Source organism: Larsenimonas rhizosphaerae (genome assembly GCF_023700005.1).
GTDB classification, from domain to species: Bacteria; Pseudomonadota; Gammaproteobacteria; order Pseudomonadales; family Halomonadaceae; genus Larsenimonas; species Larsenimonas rhizosphaerae.
Genome location: NZ_JAMLJK010000006.1, coordinates 82,364 through 98,705, shown reverse-complemented (window position 1 = coordinate 98,705; position 16,342 = coordinate 82,364). Strand labels below are relative to the sequence as shown.

Annotated in this window: 14 protein-coding genes; 1 reads left to right on the top strand and 13 read right to left on the bottom strand. The window is 58.3% G+C overall.

Features of this window, described 5'->3' with window-relative positions:
* Window positions 1–9 precede the first annotated feature (9 nt).
* Window positions 10–534, top strand: a complete 525-nt coding sequence (locus tag NAT21_RS15300) for a GspH/FimT family protein (RefSeq protein ID WP_250939797.1) — start codon at window positions 10–12, stop codon at window positions 532–534.
* Here NAT21_RS15300 and NAT21_RS15295 read toward each other — a convergent pair.
* The 13 genes from NAT21_RS15295 to rpsT form a co-directional block, all read right to left on the bottom strand.
* Complete coding sequence (locus NAT21_RS15295) at window positions 511–2,634, bottom strand: EAL domain-containing protein (protein ID WP_250939795.1); 2,124 nt, start codon at window positions 2,632–2,634, stop codon at window positions 511–513. The genes NAT21_RS15300 and NAT21_RS15295 overlap by 24 nt on opposite strands.
* Before the next feature lie 151 nt (window positions 2,635–2,785).
* Complete coding sequence (locus NAT21_RS15290; protein ID WP_250939793.1) at window positions 2,786–5,698, bottom strand: PilC/PilY family type IV pilus protein; 2,913 nt, start codon at window positions 5,696–5,698, stop codon at window positions 2,786–2,788.
* The gene (locus NAT21_RS15285) at window positions 5,686–6,210 is read right to left on the bottom strand and encodes a hypothetical protein (RefSeq protein ID WP_250939790.1); all 525 of its coding nucleotides are present in this window, start codon (window positions 6,208–6,210) and stop codon (window positions 5,686–5,688) included. The genes NAT21_RS15290 and NAT21_RS15285 overlap by 13 nt, the downstream gene beginning before the upstream one ends.
* Window positions 6,207–7,220, bottom strand: a complete 1,014-nt coding sequence (locus NAT21_RS15280) for a PilW family protein (RefSeq protein WP_250939788.1) — start codon at window positions 7,218–7,220, stop codon at window positions 6,207–6,209. The genes NAT21_RS15285 and NAT21_RS15280 overlap by 4 nt, the downstream gene beginning before the upstream one ends.
* A complete protein-coding gene (gene pilV, locus NAT21_RS15275; RefSeq protein ID WP_250939785.1) occupies window positions 7,217–7,759 on the bottom strand; it encodes a type IV pilus modification protein PilV in 543 nt (180 codons plus the stop codon). The genes NAT21_RS15280 and pilV overlap by 4 nt, the downstream gene beginning before the upstream one ends.
* Window positions 7,760–7,851: 92 nt before the next feature.
* A complete protein-coding gene (locus tag NAT21_RS15270) occupies window positions 7,852–8,325 on the bottom strand; it encodes a sterol desaturase family protein (protein ID WP_250939783.1) in 474 nt (157 codons plus the stop codon).
* 17 nt (window positions 8,326–8,342) lie between these two features.
* The gene (ispH, locus tag NAT21_RS15265) at window positions 8,343–9,308 is read right to left on the bottom strand and encodes a 4-hydroxy-3-methylbut-2-enyl diphosphate reductase (RefSeq protein WP_250939781.1); all 966 of its coding nucleotides are present in this window, start codon (window positions 9,306–9,308) and stop codon (window positions 8,343–8,345) included.
* Between the two features lie 15 nt (window positions 9,309–9,323).
* The gene (locus NAT21_RS15260) at window positions 9,324–9,776 is read right to left on the bottom strand and encodes an FKBP-type peptidyl-prolyl cis-trans isomerase (protein ID WP_250939779.1); all 453 of its coding nucleotides are present in this window, start codon (window positions 9,774–9,776) and stop codon (window positions 9,324–9,326) included.
* On the bottom strand, window positions 9,769–10,311 hold the full coding sequence (gene lspA / locus NAT21_RS15255; protein ID WP_250939777.1) for a signal peptidase II: 543 nt from the start codon (window positions 10,309–10,311) through the stop codon (window positions 9,769–9,771). The genes NAT21_RS15260 and lspA overlap by 8 nt, the downstream gene beginning before the upstream one ends.
* The gene (gene ileS, locus NAT21_RS15250) at window positions 10,304–13,123 is read right to left on the bottom strand and encodes an isoleucine--tRNA ligase (RefSeq protein ID WP_250939774.1); all 2,820 of its coding nucleotides are present in this window, start codon (window positions 13,121–13,123) and stop codon (window positions 10,304–10,306) included. Before ileS ends, lspA begins: the two co-directional genes overlap by 8 nt.
* Before the next feature lie 9 nt (window positions 13,124–13,132).
* Window positions 13,133–14,194 (bottom strand): bifunctional riboflavin kinase/FAD synthetase, encoded by a 1,062-nt coding sequence (ribF, locus tag NAT21_RS15245; RefSeq protein WP_250939772.1) that lies wholly within the window; start codon window positions 14,192–14,194, stop codon window positions 13,133–13,135.
* A 69-nt stretch (window positions 14,195–14,263) separates the two neighbouring features.
* A complete protein-coding gene (murJ, locus tag NAT21_RS15240) occupies window positions 14,264–15,811 on the bottom strand; it encodes a murein biosynthesis integral membrane protein MurJ (protein WP_250939770.1) in 1,548 nt (515 codons plus the stop codon).
* Between the two features lie 125 nt (window positions 15,812–15,936).
* Window positions 15,937–16,203, bottom strand: coding sequence for a 30S ribosomal protein S20 (gene rpsT / locus NAT21_RS15235; protein WP_250939767.1), 267 nt, complete (start codon window positions 16,201–16,203; stop codon window positions 15,937–15,939).
* Between the last annotated feature and the right edge of the window lie 139 nt (window positions 16,204–16,342).

Below are 16,342 nucleotides of genomic sequence, written 5' to 3'. Positions count from 1 at the left end.
ACGTCTTTCATGTCACTGCACTGTCGCCCGATAAATGCTCACACCCAAAAAGGCATGTCACTGATATCCAGCATCATTTCACTGGTCTGTCTCGGCCTGCTGCTATCGGCAGGGCTCTCATCGATATCCTCGGGCCATCATCAGCGCCTGCTACTCACCGAGAGCCAGTCACTCAAGCAACTGATCACGACAGCCAAACAATACAGCTATTCGGAACAGCACCCCGTGACGCTCTGCGGATCGCGTGATGGCACAGTCTGTCTGAAACAGGGCATTTGGCAATGGGCACTGGTCATTGATACGCATACAAGAACCATCATTACCCGGCACGCAGTAGCTGATTCGCTGACTGTAAGCTGGAAAGGGTTTCGCTCCCGGCTCGACTTCAACCCCACGCCCTGGCGACAGGCACTGAACGGCCGACTGACGATATGTCATCCCGATGCACCGGAGGCCCAAGCCTACCAGCTGATCATCAATGCCATGGGACGTGTTAGAACGCAGCAGTCATCACGTGAGTGCACGACTTCCTGATACCGACAGCAGCGTATCAAGCGACTCGGGTACATGCATATGATACCCCTGTGCATAATGCACTCCCATCCCCTGAAGCAGGTCATATACTGTCTGATTTTCAACATACTCGGCCACTGTAATGGCCTTGATGTGGGCAGCCACGCCCAGAATCGATTCGACAATGGCACGATCAAGCGGCTGGCTGTCCAGCCGCCTGATGAAGGCACCGTCGATCTTGATGATATCGACATCGAATTGCTGCAGATAGCTGAAGGAACTGAGTCCACTGCCAAAGTCATCCAGCGCTACCAGACACCCCTTGTTTCTCAAGGCCGCGACCAGCTGGCGCGCACTGTCAAGATGCCCAATCAGCGCGGTCTCGGTAATTTCAAATACCAGCCTGGAAGGCGGAAGACATGAAGCGCCGAGGGTATGACATAAAAAGGCCGTGAAGTTTTCATCCCCCAGCGACGCGCCGGATACGTTGATACTGATTCGGCCATGGGTTTCCGCAAGCCTGGGGCCATACCTTATCAAGGTCTGATGAATGACCCAGCGGTCTACTGCCGGCATCAGCCCATACTGCTCTGCCACCGGGATAAATACGGCCGGAGAGACCGGGTTATCATCCTGGTCACGCATGCGCAGCAGAATTTCGACGTTACGAACCCCGCTTCCCTCCAGTGAAACAATCTGTTGTCCATACAGCATGAAACGCTCCTGTCGCAGCGCCTCACGCATATCTACGGCCACGTTCATCCGGCTGGCATATTGCTGCACTTCCGGCTGGTTCAGATCGAACACGCATACCCGGTCCCCCCCGGCATGACGGGCACTCAAACAGGCAATATCAGCCTTGCCCAGCAATTCACCGGTCTCAAATGGCATCCGGCCGAACAGCACCAGCCCCACACTAGCGGTGATATCATGCATTCGCCCTCCCCATTCAAAGGGACGCGCCCGTATTTTCTGAAGCAGGGCATCAGTAAACAGCCGGGCCTGCTCAAGGCTGTCAAACGGGGCAATGATGCCGAATTCATCACTTCCCAGCCTGGCAACCATGCTGCCTTCACTGACCTGGTCACGCAGGAGCTGGCCGACATCACTAAGCAGGCGATCACCGGCGTGATGACCAGCCAGGTCATTGATGAGCTTGAAGCGGTCAATATCCAGCACGATCAGTGCACACAGGACGGATGACGCTTCTGCATGAGACAAAATGCACTGCAGCCGCGCCTCAAGGCTTCGCCGGTTGAACAGTGAGGTGAGCGTATCAAAGCGAGCGCTGTGATCGAGTTGCTGAAGCAGAGAAATGGAATAGGTCACATCATGAAGCGTCAGTACAGCACCGGTTGTATCTCCCTCCGGGGAACGCGTGATCAGCAGCGTGCCTCGCACCTGAAACCGTCGGCCGCGATAATTGACCAGTTCGACAGGTGAGGCCAGTGTCAGGCTTTGTCCGGTCCTGAGGCACCGCATCAATGCAGGCTCATCAGCAGATGTGGTGCCATTTGACAGGCTGAACAGGGACGTCGCATGACATCCCAGAGCATCACCTTCAAGCCGGCCGGCCAGATGCTCCGCCGCCGGATTGAAAAACGTGACCCGCCCTTCACTATCCACGGCCATGACAGCATCCTCGATGGAGGTGAGAATGGCGCGCAGCCGTTCCTTTTCCTCCATCAGAACACTGTTGAGCCGGTCCCGCTCATCGGCGAACTGCTTTTCCGCCGTAATGTCCACCAGGCTCCCACACAGCATCTGCTGCCCGTGAAGCATGACAAGCTGACCTCTGGAGAGGCACCAACGAAGACGGCCACCGGCCTGTCTTATACGGTATTCGCAGCGAAAATCATCATGCACTCCTTCCAGACACTGACGCAGGGCATGCCTCAATCGAGGCTGGTCTGCCGGCTCTGCATGGGAAAGCCATTCCTCCCAGGCAATACTTCGCTCAGCCCAGTCGGAGGAGAAATGGGGTGCTTCCCTGTTGACCCGCACTGACCAGTCACCCGGGTCAAGCCACCAGATACTTTGTCCACTGATAGCCAGCGCAGCTCGCCAGGGCGTCTCGACACGCTCCCTGGCATCCAGCACTCGGCCGCGCACATGCCGCATCAGTATCAGACAGCCACAACACGTCAGTACCAGCAAAAGACCGCAAAAGACTATTAGGTTCACTGATAGGACACCGAAAAAAGAACCAGAACCGGGCAACAATACGCGAACCTGCGCCAATCGTCAGCGAAACACAAGAAGGCTCAATGCCCTACTCCCGATACCAGTATGCGGGGAACACTGCCCAGGACGTACGAACACCTCCCTTCTCGTCAAGTGGCACCGCTTCCCCGTCAGGGGTTACGTCTTTGACGACAGAGACCATGTTATCTGCGTCGACACCGGCAAGATAACTTGCCTCATCGCGCACAATAACCCGTGGCGTTTCCTGAATATACTGGCCCAGCAGCGTGGACGAAGTACGGACAACCGTGGTGGTCTTCCCCCCCCTCAGCGTCAGACCATGGAGATAGGTTTCACCTGCAGAGGGTTCACAGATGGACAGGGTTTTTCTGGGCACATAGCTCGTATAAAACAACACGTCAGACAACACGTTTGACGGGGAAAGAATCTTTTGCCCGGGATTCTCGAACAGGACCTGCCAGCCCCGATCGCTACGGGAACGCGGCGTAGTCGATGCGCCCGAGACTGATACAAGTGCCAGCTCGGAAGGCGTAATGACATCGCTTACGGCATGTTCTCCGGACAACAGCCGAGTAACATTCAGCAGGTAAAGTCGGTCATCCGTGATCACCGATTGCGGCGAGGCGCGATTGCCACTTCCGATGACCAGCACGTCGATGGCCTGATTATCAAGGGTGGTACGCCACAGATAGGGGCGATTGAAAAAGCGACGATCCGAGGCCGGGCTGCCATTCTCATGGCGCCCGAGTGATGCCACCTGTTGCAGTTCCCAGCGAGATACATCGCTGTCCTGCAGCACGCCCATCCAGACATTGCCACCGGTATCGCCAAAAAACAGCCGGTCGCTGGCACCATCACCATCACTGTCCACCATGAGCACATCGGAAGGCACACTGTCCTGCAGCTTGCCCGCTGTCAGCACACGAATCAGCGTACCGGTGTCGGCCTCCACAATGAAAACGCCCTTGCCGCGAGTATCGTTGCTGCCGAGTCCCGCCCCATCCTTGCCAGTGTCATAACCGGCGCCCATGACAAAGACCTTGCGCGAACCGCGATCCCCCGGGACCAGGGCCGGGGCAGGCGTTGACCAGCTCTGCCCCGGTACGAACCCCTTGCCGGCCTTGCGATCAGGCGAAATCTGCCAGGCAAGTGACGGGGATTCCGGGTCAGTGATATCCAGCGCATAGTAGCCAAACCCGCCACGTCGCATGCCAAAGGCCAGAATGGTTTTAAAGCCGCCACGGCCATCCGGCAGGGTATAACGTGCAAGGCTTCCATCCAGCCCGTAGCGCTGCCCCTGGGAAAAGGCGACGCCCGATGGGTCATGGTATAAGGGCGGCAGATTCAGCATGCGATATACCGCAATATCGGCCATGGCCGACGGCCAGAATGCCCAGAGCTCTTGACCGCTGTCACCGTCAAAGGCGTGCAGCATGCCTTCGTTGGTCGCGGCAAACACCAGTGTGCGGATTCCATTCGAGCAACCGGCACAGGCATAATTTATAGCCATCGGTGCCGAATGAAGGATATCCCCCATCAGCCATGGCCTGACATTATCATTGGCTACCGTGGCCCTCTCACCGGTGATATCGGCTCCCAGCAACCAGTCGATCACGTTATCCATATCGTAGGTTGTACCATCCAGGTCGCGGCGCGCCTCGTCACTCAGCGACACCCGATTGCCATTGATGTCAGCCAGCAATGGCAACCCCTTCCCGCCCCCGGAAAGGTCGGTATAAACCGTGCGAAGCCTGCGATCAAATACATACCCCTGGCCACGTGCAAATCGGGCGCGCAGCAGGCCGCCTGCCCCACCGGACTCCACGGCACTTGAAGTACTCTGCCTGTCCCAGAAATCTCCGGAGGCACTGTGCTGAAAACGGTACTTCTTGAGGTTGCCCACCCAGCGCTCACTGGGCCGAGGCTGGAAAAAGGGCTGATAAATATATTCGCCATTCTGAAAGCCATCGGCCGTGGTCGTCGTCGAAACACTTTTCTGCTCCGGCGAAAGGCCCAGAATAGACGTCACGATCGTTGTAAAGGCTTCTGTCAGCTCGTCCTCGTTCTGAGCCGTGAAATACCCCTGATCAACGACATCCGGCGGCTGGGCTGCATCCTCCAGCAGTTGCTGCTCGGTGGTAAATCCGATGGTAAAGGTATAGGCGTGCTGCTCCCCTGTCAGCCGGTCAGACAGATCCCTTTCTTTCATGAAGGCTGTCAGGGTCGGCAGGCAGTTTTCCACCCGCCTGATCCTGTCTGAATTGATCGGATCAACGGCATCATAAAAGCCGCAGGCGGACCCGGTCAGCGACTTAACAGCATTATTGGCGGTGGTATCCCATTGCGGCAAACCATCCGTCACGTAGACAACGTAGATGTTTTCACACTGCCGCAATGGCGAGATGTAATTGCCGTCTCCGCTCCGAGCACTGCCGTCGGCATTCGGTATATCGGAAGATGCCCTTTGATTGCCATAAAGTACTCTGGTACCCGCGAGGTAGCGATACACTTCATACATTGTTTCGCACAACGGCGTGGACGTTTGTGCCTGCAGGCCCGCCAGCGTGGACTGAAGCTGCTGCCGGGAGGCGATACTCTGCTTGCTGCCACTACCAAAGGCCTGAATCACTCGACCACCGTTGTTGCGGTCCTCTACCGCATAGGTTGACCCTGGAATGCAGCGCCCGTACCAGTCCAGGCTGCAATAAAGACTCGCCACGTTGGCATTGAAGACCGTCAGTGCAAAATTGACATTGGGGTTATTCTGAATCAGCCGACCGATGACCTGTTTGGCAACGCCCAACCTCGTTCTGCTGCCAGCCTGATCTCTGGTTTCCATACTGCCGGAGTTATCGAAAACGATCATGACCTGTGGCTGGCCGGACACATATTCAGGCAAGTAAATACTGGTATCTTCCGCCAGCGCCGGCCTCAGCAGCGCACAGCACAACATCAGCACGGCAGCGATCAGTCTCCACATCGGACATTTCCTTCAGCGACCTGTACGGATAAATCCAGCGAATTGGTGTTCTCGGCCGCACGGCCGGAAAATACGACACCCTGATGCAGGGTCATCATCTGGCCGTCCTCCTGCCCCGTTATCGTGATATCCACCAAGCGACGATGTACGGCGTCACGGCCACTCAAAAGACGGCTCTCCCTGAGCGAGGCACAGGTCACCATCTGGCGAACCAGCATGATCCGATAACCATTGAGCGTGGTGGTATCGCCCGCCTCCAGCGCGTTGAGGACATCAAGGGCATTTACCGTCCTCTCAGGCGACAGGTCAGCCAGTCGCTCGGCATTACCGCTGGCGACTTCAAAAGCGCGCGTGGCTGTCTCGGTCCGGTGTGATAATGACAGCGACAGCAGGCTGCCTCGACTCAGCGTCGCCCCCAGCAGCGCAAGCCCCAGCAACAGCACCATGGCCATCAGCAATGTAAATCCCTGCTGCCTCATGACCGGGTCAGTATTCTGGCGCCTTGAAGTCATGGCGCCCCCTCAATGAAACCCCGGCGATAACGCAGATTGCCAAGGCTTACCGAGGTCGAAAATACGCGACGCACTCGATTGTCACGGGGCGGGGTATAGCTGACCTGCCCGAGCCTCAGCACCGGTGAAGCGTGATTGTCGGGAATATTCAAGGGCTCGCTTTGCACTACGACGTAAAGCTGTACGCTGACAGCTCGACGCCACTCATCAAGGCTCAACGCTACCGTATTGCTGCCGGATACCAGCCGATTGGGCAGCCCATCGCCGGTATCATCCAGCCCCCACTCCAGATGCAATAACTCGACACCTGGCGCAATTTCGTTCATCCGGTATCCCCCACTGCCCAGCACCCCCATATAAAGGGCAGGCACTGCCTGTGCCCCGGTACTGCCGCATCCGACGCGTTGGCCAGCCACATTGACGCAGAGCTGTCGAACAGCAAAGAAAAGTGCCCGGTATGCCCATAGCGTGCGTGGCACCTGGTTGGCAAGGGCACCACAGCCGGGCGTCTCATCCGGCAAGTCGAGCTGCAGGCAATTACCCGTACTGGCCAGGGTAATGTCTGCACCACCGCTACTGGAGGCATCGGCGTAACGCAGCGCCAACGCCTGTGACATGGGTGAGGCGGCCGTCGCCTGGTAGGCTGCTGGCAGGAGCGAGCACCCAGGCTCAAGGCAGGGGGATTCGCCACTCCACACCGGCAGTGGCCCGGCCCCAGAGGTGTAGCCAGCCCGGGCGGGGGCTGACAGCAGCCCATCGGAGGCCGTAAAGCTGCCTGCAAATTCGGCCTGCCAGGCATGTCCCCAGAAGCCTGCCCGCTTTAAATGATCCGCCAGAAAATGTGTGGTGAACCGGCCGGTTTCCTGGACCTGAGACAACGCCTGCTGATAGTGAAAATCCCGAGCCGATTGAAGATAGAAGGTCACCAGACCCGTCATCAGAAGGCTGCCGACCAGCAGGGTAATCATCAGCTCAATCAGGGTGGCCCCCTGCTGACTGCGAGCGTTCACTGTGGCAGTACCGATGACATCAGTCGCACTTCGCGCCGCCCGGAAGGAATCGTTGCACTGCCGCAGGAGGTCACAGCCAGATCTCCTCCGCCACTTCCCTGCCAGACCACACTGACCGACACCTGAGAACCGTCAATGGCAATGCAGCTGCCGGCCAACGGCAGGGCATCGGCGACGCTCCCGTCAATACGACGTTGTAGCTGCTGATCAAGATCCCACAGGTCACGACCGGCCCAGGCGGAACTGTCACATGCAGCAGAGCAGGCAATATGCGGCCAGCGGCCAGTGCCCAGCGGCGGCGTCTCGTTTTCTCCCACGTTATATAGCGCCAGCGCCTGCGAGGTGGCATTGGCCTGAATACGCTCGATCATGCCCTCGGCCAGCAACGTGGCCCGCGTTCGCTGCAGTGCTGCATCACTGGCACGCAATGAGGACACCTGCAAGGCAACGGCACCCATCAGGCCGATGCTGACAACGACCAGGGTAACCAGTACTTCGAGCAGGGAAAAGCCGCGCTGAGCGGCGGGAAACAGCGACATGGCGGCTCCGCATCCAACCATCAGATACACCCGGAAGGTGTGTGCTATCCGTGGTTAACGGCGAAGCGCCTGAAGCCTTGAAAAAAGAAAGGTCAGCGAGCGCGCTTGCGCTTGAGGGCAGCCTTGAGGCGCTGCGCTGAGGGCACCACCATGAAACCGAAGGAAACAGCGCCATCTCGTGTACTGGTAGCATGATGCAACCGATGGGCATCAATGCGGTGGCGCCAGAAGGGAGCACGCCGGTTCAGGGGCACCCTGAATCGCCGATGCACCAGCCCATCATGAAAGATGGCATATACCGCGCCATAACCGGCAATGCCAAGCCCCAGCGCCAGCATCCAGAGCGGTCCGGTGGTCCCAAGATAAATCAGGGCAATGGAAGGTACGGCAAAACAGACGGCAAACAGGTCATTGAGCTCAAAAATGCCCTGCCGCTCCCGATGATGGGAGCGGTGCCAGCACCAGAGCGGCCCATGCATGATGAAGCGATGGGTAAACCAGGCCACCCCCTCCATGCCCACCAGACCTACTGCAAAAAACAGAATAAATGTACCGATGGCGGCCATGAGACCTCCTGATCAGATCACCCGCTGACGATAACCCGCTCGCGCAGTTCCCGGGGCATCGAGAACGTAATGGTTTCTTCCTGACCAACTATTTCGTCCGGGGCAGCCCCCCCGAGCTCCTGCAGACGCGCAATGACGCCATTGACCAGTACCTCGGGCGCACTGGCACCAGCAGTCACACCCACGCTTTCAACCGATGCAAACCACTCGGGCTGGATCTGTTCGGCATTGTCGATCAGGTACGCCGGGGTATTCATCCGCTCTGCCAGCTCGCGAAGACGATTGGAGTTGGAGCTGTTCGGGCTGCCCACCACCAGTACCACATCGCTTTGCTCGGCCAGGATGCGTACCGCATCCTGACGATTCTGGGTGGCGTAGCAGATATCATCCTTCCGCGGTCCCTGAATCGCCGGAAAGGTCTCGCGAAGCGCATCGATGACCTTCGATGTATCATCCATCGACAGGGTCGTCTGGGTCACAAACGACAGCTGCTCGGGATCGTTGACCTTGAGCTGGCGCGCATCCTCTTCATCTTCGACCAGATAGATCCGGCCACCATGCTTCGTATCGTAGCGTCCCATGGTGCCCACGACTTCAGGGTGGCCGGCATGGCCGATCAGGATGCATTCACGGCCTCGACGCGCATAGCGCAACACTTCCATATGCACCTTGGTCACCAGTGGGCAGGTGGCATCAAAGATCTTCAGGCCGCGCCGATCGGCTTCATCCTGTACTGCCTGGGATACACCGTGCGCCGAGAAGATCACGATGACATCATCAGGAACTTCGTCGAGTTCTTCGACAAATACAGCGCCCCGGTCACGCAGTGAATCCACCACAAAGCGGTTATGCACCACCTCGTGACGCACATAGATGGGGGCCCCGAAGACATCGAGCGCCTTGTTGACGATATCGATGGCACGATCCACGCCGGCACAGAAGCCACGTGGATTGGCCAGATTGATTTTCATCGGCTGAGGCATGATTTATCGTCCTCGTTAATGCGTGGTGGCGGGCGTAACATCCAGCACATCGACATCAAATGTCAGGGTGCGGCCGGCCAGCGGGTGGTTGAAATCGACCTCGATCATGTCTCCGTCCAGCGTCTTGATCACGCCCGGAAGCTCGCCACCGCCTGCCGGGTCGGCAAACGAGACCACCAGCCCTTCCTCCAGCTCGATTTCGTTATCGAAATCCTCTCGCTTGAGACGCTGCACATTCTGCGGGTTGTACTGACCAAAGGCGTATTCCGGCAGGACAGTGAACTGACCTGATTCACCGGTACTCATGCCCTTGAGCGGCCGCTCGAACCCGGGCGGCAGGTTACCGTCACCAAACACGCAGGTTGCCGGTGTCTTGCCACGCGTCGTATCGACTTCGGTGCCATCTTCAAGCGCCAGCGAGAAGTGCAGTGTCATCTGCATCCCTTCGCCAATCGTGTAATTACTCATGAGGAGCCTCACTGGATACCTTCGGTGTGTTCTTCGCGCCGAACAAGGCATCAATAATCATGCCTGCAGCGCCCAGGCAAATGGCCATGTCGGCCAGATTGAAGGCGGGGAAATACCAGTTGTCCCAGTGAAAGGACAGGAAATCCACCACATAGCCCAGCACGACACGGTCGTAGAGATTGCCTACCGCTCCGCCCATGATCAGTGCCAGGGACGCCGCCATCATGACCTCCCCTCGCCGCAGCCGCTTCAGCCAGATGACAAGCCCGGTTACGGCACCGGTCGCGATGGCTGCAAACAGCCAGCGTTGCCAGCCATCATGGTCAGCCAGAAAGCTGAAGGCGGCGCCGGTATTATGCAGCAGCATCAGGTTGAAGACCGGCAGTACTTCAACGGGACGCCCATAGGCAAGGGTCTGGGTGACCAGCAGCTTGGTTCCCAGGTCCAGCACCACAACCACCAGCGCCAGCAGTAGCCAGCGCAGCGGACGATGCATGGCCGGTGCCCTGTCGGCGGCCGGGGTCGAATCAGGCATAGTAACGCACCTCACCCGGGCCATCAGGCAGATTGAGGATCGAGCGCTCGCTCAGTGTCGGATGCTCGGGGTGAGTACCGACGTCCGGGCGACGCTCCCAGCTGCGGGCACACTTCTCGTATGGGCTGGCTTCCACCACGACACGAAGGCCTTCCAGTTCGGATGCCTGCGCCTCACCGCCTTCACTCAGGGGATGAAGTGTGACCTCGGAGGTAATCAGGACAAACCGAAGTTCCTCACCCAGCCGACTCAGCGTCGCCTGAAGATGATCATCGACATACAGCGTCAGCTGCGCGTCCAGAGAGCCCTTGATGACCCCCTCCTTGCGCGCACCTTCCAGCTGGCGATTGACGGCATGCTTCACCTCCAGTACCTGCTGCCAGAACTCACGTCCCATGGCATCGTCGGCCGGCAGTGTGCTCAGACCGTCATACCAGGTGGTGAAGAAGACACTGGTCTCCCGGTCGCCCGGAATATGCTCATTGATCTCTTCGGCCGTGAACGACAGGATGGGTGCCACCCAGCGCACCATGGCCTCGATCACGTGATAAAGCGCTGTCTGGCAGCTACGTCGCGCGAGGGAATCTGCCTGACTGGTGTACTGACGATCCTTGATCACATCCAGATAAAAGCCGCCCAGCTCGCGAGAGCAGAACGTATGCACCTGCTGGCAGACATCCAGGAAGCGGTACTCGGTATAAGCCGTCTGAATGCGCTCCTGAAGCTGAGCCGCACGATCAACTACCCAGCGATCCAGTGCAATCATGTCCTCGAAGGCAACCTGATGCACTGATGGATCAAAGCCCGTAAGGTTGGCCAGCAGGAACCGTGATGTATTCCGGATACGACGATAGGTATCGGCTGTCCGCTTCAGGATTTCATCGGACACCGTCATTTCACCGGAGTAATCGGTAGAAGCGACCCACAACCGCAGGATATCGGCACCCAGACGGTTCATGACCTGTTGCGGTGCCACGACGTTACCCAGTGATTTCGACATCTTGCGACCGGCAGCATCGACGGTAAATCCGTGTGTCAGAACAGCCTTGTAAGGTGCGCAGTCATTGATGGCGATCGAGGTCTTGAGTGAAGACTGGAACCAGCCACGATGCTGATCCGACCCCTCGAGGTAAAGGTCGGCCGGGAAGGCCAGATCATCACGCTGAGCCAGTACGCTGTAATGCGTCACACCGGAATCGAACCACACATCCAGGGTGTCGGTCACCTTGTCGTAATGAGCTGCGTCAGCACCGATCAGTTCGGCCGCATCCAGTTCAAACCAGATATCCATGCCATCCTGCTCGATACGCTGGGCTACCGTTTCGATCAGCGCGGACATGTTCGGATGAAGTTCACCAGTATCCTTGTGAATGAACAGGGTGATTGGCACGCCCCAGGTCCGTTGACGTGATACGCACCAGTCCGGGCTGGAAGACAGCATGCCTTCCATACGGCTCTGCCCCCAGGACGGCGTCCAGTCCACGCCCTTGACCGCAGCAAAGGCCTTGTCGAGCAGTCCTTCCTTTTCCATCGAGATGAACCACTGCGGCGTGGCCCGGAAAATCAGCGGCGTCTTGGTGCGCCAGCAATGCGGATAACTGTGTTCAAACGATTCACGCTTGACCAGTGTCCCTTTACGGGTCAATGCCTCACAGACCGGTTCATCGGCCTTGTAGACATGAACGCCGGCGAACTCGCCGGCGGCCTGTGCATACGTACCATCGGCCTGTACCAGATTCAGGGTACCGATACCGTAATCACGGCCGGCCACGAAATCTTCCATACCGTGATCGGGCGCAGTATGTACCGCCCCGGTACCTGCATCCGTAGTGACATGATCGCCCATGATGACCGGCACCTGCCGGTCGTAAAGCGGGTGATCAAGCATCATGTTTTCCAGGGCTCGCCCATTGGCGTGGCCCAGCACCTGATAATCCTCGATACCCCAGCGCTGCATGACACTCTCGACCATATCGGCGGCAACCACTACACGCTCAATGCCCTTGCCGAGATCAAGACTGACCAGTGCATATTCAAGAGCAGCTGCCAGAGCGACAGCCTGGTTGGACGGCAGCGTCCAGGGGGTGGTGGTCCAGATGACGATCGACACCTGGCCTTCACCCTCGACATCGCCAAAGGCTGCCAGCGCAGCGGCCTGATCCACGAGGCGGAAACGAACATCCAGCGCCGTGGAGGTCTTGTCCTGATACTCGATTTCAGCTTCTGCCAGCGCGCTCTGACCGACTACGCTCCAGTACACCGGCTTATAGCCCTTGATCAGGTGACCGTTGTCGGAAATGCGGCCCAGCGCACGCACGATGTTTGCCTCGGTCTGCTTGTTCATGGTGAGGTAGGGATTATCCCAGTCACCCACCACGCCCAGCCGAATAAAGTCTTCCTTCTGCCCTTCCACCTGACGCGCGGCGTAGTCACGGCAGGCCTGACGAAACTCACGATAGCCGACCTTGACTCCGGCCCGACCGATATCGGTTTCCACCTTGTGCTCGATCGGCAGACCATGGCAATCCCAGCCCGGCACATAGGGCGCATCATAGCCATCGATGGTCTTCGACTTGACGATCACATCCTTGAGGATCTTGTTGACCGCATGACCAATGTGAATGCTGCCGTTGGCATAGGGAGGGCCATCATGCAGGACGAACCGGGGCCGGTTCTGGCCACGCTCACGCAGCTGCTGGTACAGCCCCATCTCCTGCCAGCCCGCAATGCGCTGGGGCTCCTGCGCCGGCAGGTTCCCGCGCATCGGGAAGTCGGTATGGGGCAGATTGAGAGTATCTTTATAATCGGTCATAGCAGAAAGTCAGCCATCATCTTGATCTGTGGACGAATACGCCAGAGGCGCCGACGCCAGTGGCAGGCACGCCACGGGGTCCGAAATCGAAACCGATGACGCGGGCACACATGCCGCGTCATCGTCCAACGAAGGCCGGGAGGCCTGTGCTGCAAAAAAGGTGCGAGCCATGCTGATATCACGCTGTATGCAGCGCATCATGGCATCAATGCTGTCGAATTTTTCCTCGCCACGCAGCCGGGCGCAGGGCACTACCGTAATGATTCGTCCATAAAGCGACGGCGAAACATCAAAGAGATGGACTTCAAGCACGGGGCGCTCGGCGCCCACGGTCGGGCGCCAGCCCACATTGGCCACCCCATTCACTACCTGACCATCATCGAGCCGCGTCAATACGGCATAGACACCCCGCAATACCATGGGCCCCGGCAGCAGCGGCAGATTGGCCGTTGGAATACCGATCGTCCGTCCGAGCTGGCGGTCCCTGATCACCCGACCACGAAACCGATAGGGCCGCCCCAGCAGGCGCGCAGCCTGCCTGAAATTACCCGACGCCAGCATGGTTCGTATTCGGGTGCTGGAAACGCGATCATTATCCATCATGAAGGTTCGCGTATGCTCGACCCGAAACCCGCAGGCCTCACCTTCACGTTGCAACAACGCAAAGTCACCGGCCCGGTCACATCCGAAGCGGAAATCATCCCCTACCACCAGGTGACGAACACCGAGACCGTCCACCAGCACTCGGCGAATGAAGTCATGGGCAGACAGTTCGCGAAGACGGCGATTGAATGGCAGACACAATACCCGATCAGCGCCGTAATGGTGCAGCAGACGAACCTTTTCCTTCATCCGCATCAGACGCGGAGGCGCCTGGTCACCGGCAAAGAACTCCCGCGGCTGTGGCTCGAAGATCACGACCGTTACCGGCAGGTCGAGACGCCGAGCCTCCTGTCGCAGTTGCTCAAGGATCGCCTGATGCCCGAGATGAACACCATCGAAGTTGCCGATTGTAGCCACACAACCTCGGTGGTGTGGCGCCAGCGTGTGCAAACCTCTGATCAGTTCCATGCGCGTTGCAATTCCATTGGGCGTGGCAGTTGATTATAACGAAGGGAAGCAGGCCTATCAGCCCTGCCCCTACCCATTGAGCCGGAAATGGTGCACTCGAACTCCCATAAGGGCCAGAAGTGCCAGGTACACTCCGCACCCCAGCACCACCAGGGCGACAATTGCCACCACTCGAATCGGCGCAGACCAGTCAAGCCACTGCGCCCAGTCAGGCGTGGCCCACAGCAGTACGGCTGTCATGACCGCACACCCGGCGGCCAGCTGCAAAGCGAACCGCCCCCAGCCTGGCTGAAAATTCAGCACGCCGCGTCGAGTAAGGCCCCGCCCAAGTAAAAAGGCGTTCAGATAGGCGGACATGGCCGTGGCCAGTGCCAATCCGGCATGGGCCAGCGGCATGATGAGCGCCAGATTGAACACCATGTTGGCAATCATCGCGACCACCCCGATTTTCACCGGCGTCTTGGTGTCCTGGCGCGCATAAAAGCCTGGCGCCAGCACCTTGATCAACATGAAGGCCAGCAGCCCCAGTGAATAGGCACGCAGACTGCGTGCAGCCATCACCACATCGTGGTCCGTCATCGCCCCATAATGAAACAAGGCAATCAGCAACGGCTCAGCCAGCAGCAGAAGGGCAAGCGTTGCCGGCAGACCGATCAGCAAGACTGCGCGCAGGCCCCAGTCCAGCATTTTTGAAAAATGCTCGGGGTCCCGGGAGGCATGCTGACGCGACAGGGCCGGAAGAATTACCGTGGCAATGGCAATGCCAAAGACCCCCAGAGGCAGCTCAACCAGGCGGTCCGAATAATAAAGCCAGGACACGCTACCCGCCGCCAGCAGTGACGCCAGAACGGTATCGAGCAGCAGATTGATCTGCGAGACCGACACCCCGAACAACGCCGGCCCCATCAGGCGCAGCACACGACGCACCCCGGGATGGCGAAAATCGGGTTTGGGCACGGGCAGCAGCCCGAGCCGCAGTAGAAAAGGAACCTGGAACATCAACTGCGCGATGCCTGCAATCAATACGCCCCAGGCCAGCGCCATGATGGGCACTGACAGATGCGGAGACAGCAGGAACGCAGCTCCGATCATGCTGATGTTCAGCAATACCGGCGTAAAGGCAGGCACGGCAAACCGATTCCAGCTGTTGAGTATGCTGCCGGAAAAGGCCGTCAGTGAAATCAACATCAGATAGGGAAAGGTCAGCCGCAGCATATCTGCAGTCATCGCCAGCTTGCCATGACCGTCGTCCTTGAAGCCCGGTGCAAACACCCAGACCAGCCAGGGCGCTGCCACAATGGCAACCACGGTAATGGCCAGCAGCACAAGCCCAAGGCTACCGGCAGTAGCGTTCAACAACGACCGCGTTTCCTCTCGGCTACGCGTGGTAGCGTACTCGGAAAGCACCGGCACAAACGCCTGATTGAAGGCTCCCTCGGCAAACAGCCGTCGCAGGAAATTGGGAATTCGAAACGCAATGAAAAAGGCATCAGCACCCCCTCCGGCCCCGAACAGCGCCGCAATGGTGACATCCCTTACCAGACCCAGCACCCGCGATAACATGGTCATACTGCCGACAACCATGCCCGATCTCAGCAACCCTGCCGATTTGCTCATCCTGCTCGCCTCTGCCCAAACACCCTTGCTTTGATAAGAACGGCCTTGAAGGTTTCCCTGAACGCACCTGTCGGACACAAAAAAACCGGCCTGAGCCGGTTTTTCTGATCGCGCGCAGCTCCGGCTTAAGCAGCCAGTGCCTTGATCCGCTTGTTCAGACGGCTCTTGATACGAGCAGCCTTCTTCTTGGAGAACGAATCCTTGTCGGCAATGCGGTCGATGACCGGCTGTGCCTGATTGAATTCGGTCATCGCCTGAGCGTGATCGCCGGCCTGGATCGCCTTGATGACGCGTTTCACATGGGTACGAACCATGGAACGCTGGCTGGCATTGTGCTGCCGGCGCTGTTCAGCCTGGCGTGCGCGTTTACGTGCTTGCTTGGTGTTAGCCACCGTCTACTCCTTGGAGATCTCGACAGTCGGTGCTCGACGCGACAGTCGGTGTTCGAAATAAAAGCCACCTGACTGCGTCTGCAGTGGCGACTTCCTGCCATTGGTCAATAAATGATCAACGGGCTGTGTCTGAGAGGAT

Excerpts from the sequence above, each read along its gene's own strand:
- NAT21_RS15300 (WP_250939797.1), top strand. The coding sequence starts at position 10 with ATGTCACTGCACTGTCGCCCGATAAATGCTCACACCCAAAAAGGCATG.
- ispH (WP_250939781.1), bottom strand. The coding sequence starts at position 9,308 with ATGCCTCAGCCGATGAAAATCAATCTGGCCAATCCACGTGGCTTCTGT.
- NAT21_RS15270 (WP_250939783.1), bottom strand. The coding sequence starts at position 8,325 with ATGGCCGCCATCGGTACATTTATTCTGTTTTTTGCAGTAGGTCTGGTG.
- NAT21_RS15295 (WP_250939795.1), bottom strand. The coding sequence starts at position 2,634 with ATGCGGCATGTGCGCGGCCGAGTGCTGGATGCCAGGGAGCGTGTCGAG.
- ribF (WP_250939772.1), bottom strand. The coding sequence starts at position 14,194 with ATGGAACTGATCAGAGGTTTGCACACGCTGGCGCCACACCACCGAGGT.
- lspA (WP_250939777.1), bottom strand. The coding sequence starts at position 10,311 with ATGCCTGATTCGACCCCGGCCGCCGACAGGGCACCGGCCATGCATCGT.
- murJ (WP_250939770.1), bottom strand. The coding sequence starts at position 15,811 with ATGAGCAAATCGGCAGGGTTGCTGAGATCGGGCATGGTTGTCGGCAGT.
- NAT21_RS15290 (WP_250939793.1), bottom strand. The coding sequence starts at position 5,698 with ATGTGGAGACTGATCGCTGCCGTGCTGATGTTGTGCTGTGCGCTGCTG.
- NAT21_RS15285 (WP_250939790.1), bottom strand. The coding sequence starts at position 6,210 with ATGACTTCAAGGCGCCAGAATACTGACCCGGTCATGAGGCAGCAGGGA.
- NAT21_RS15260 (WP_250939779.1), bottom strand. The coding sequence starts at position 9,776 with ATGAGTAATTACACGATTGGCGAAGGGATGCAGATGACACTGCACTTC.
- pilV (WP_250939785.1), bottom strand. The coding sequence starts at position 7,759 with ATGTCGCTGTTTCCCGCCGCTCAGCGCGGCTTTTCCCTGCTCGAAGTA.
- ileS (WP_250939774.1), bottom strand. The coding sequence starts at position 13,123 with ATGACCGATTATAAAGATACTCTCAATCTGCCCCATACCGACTTCCCG.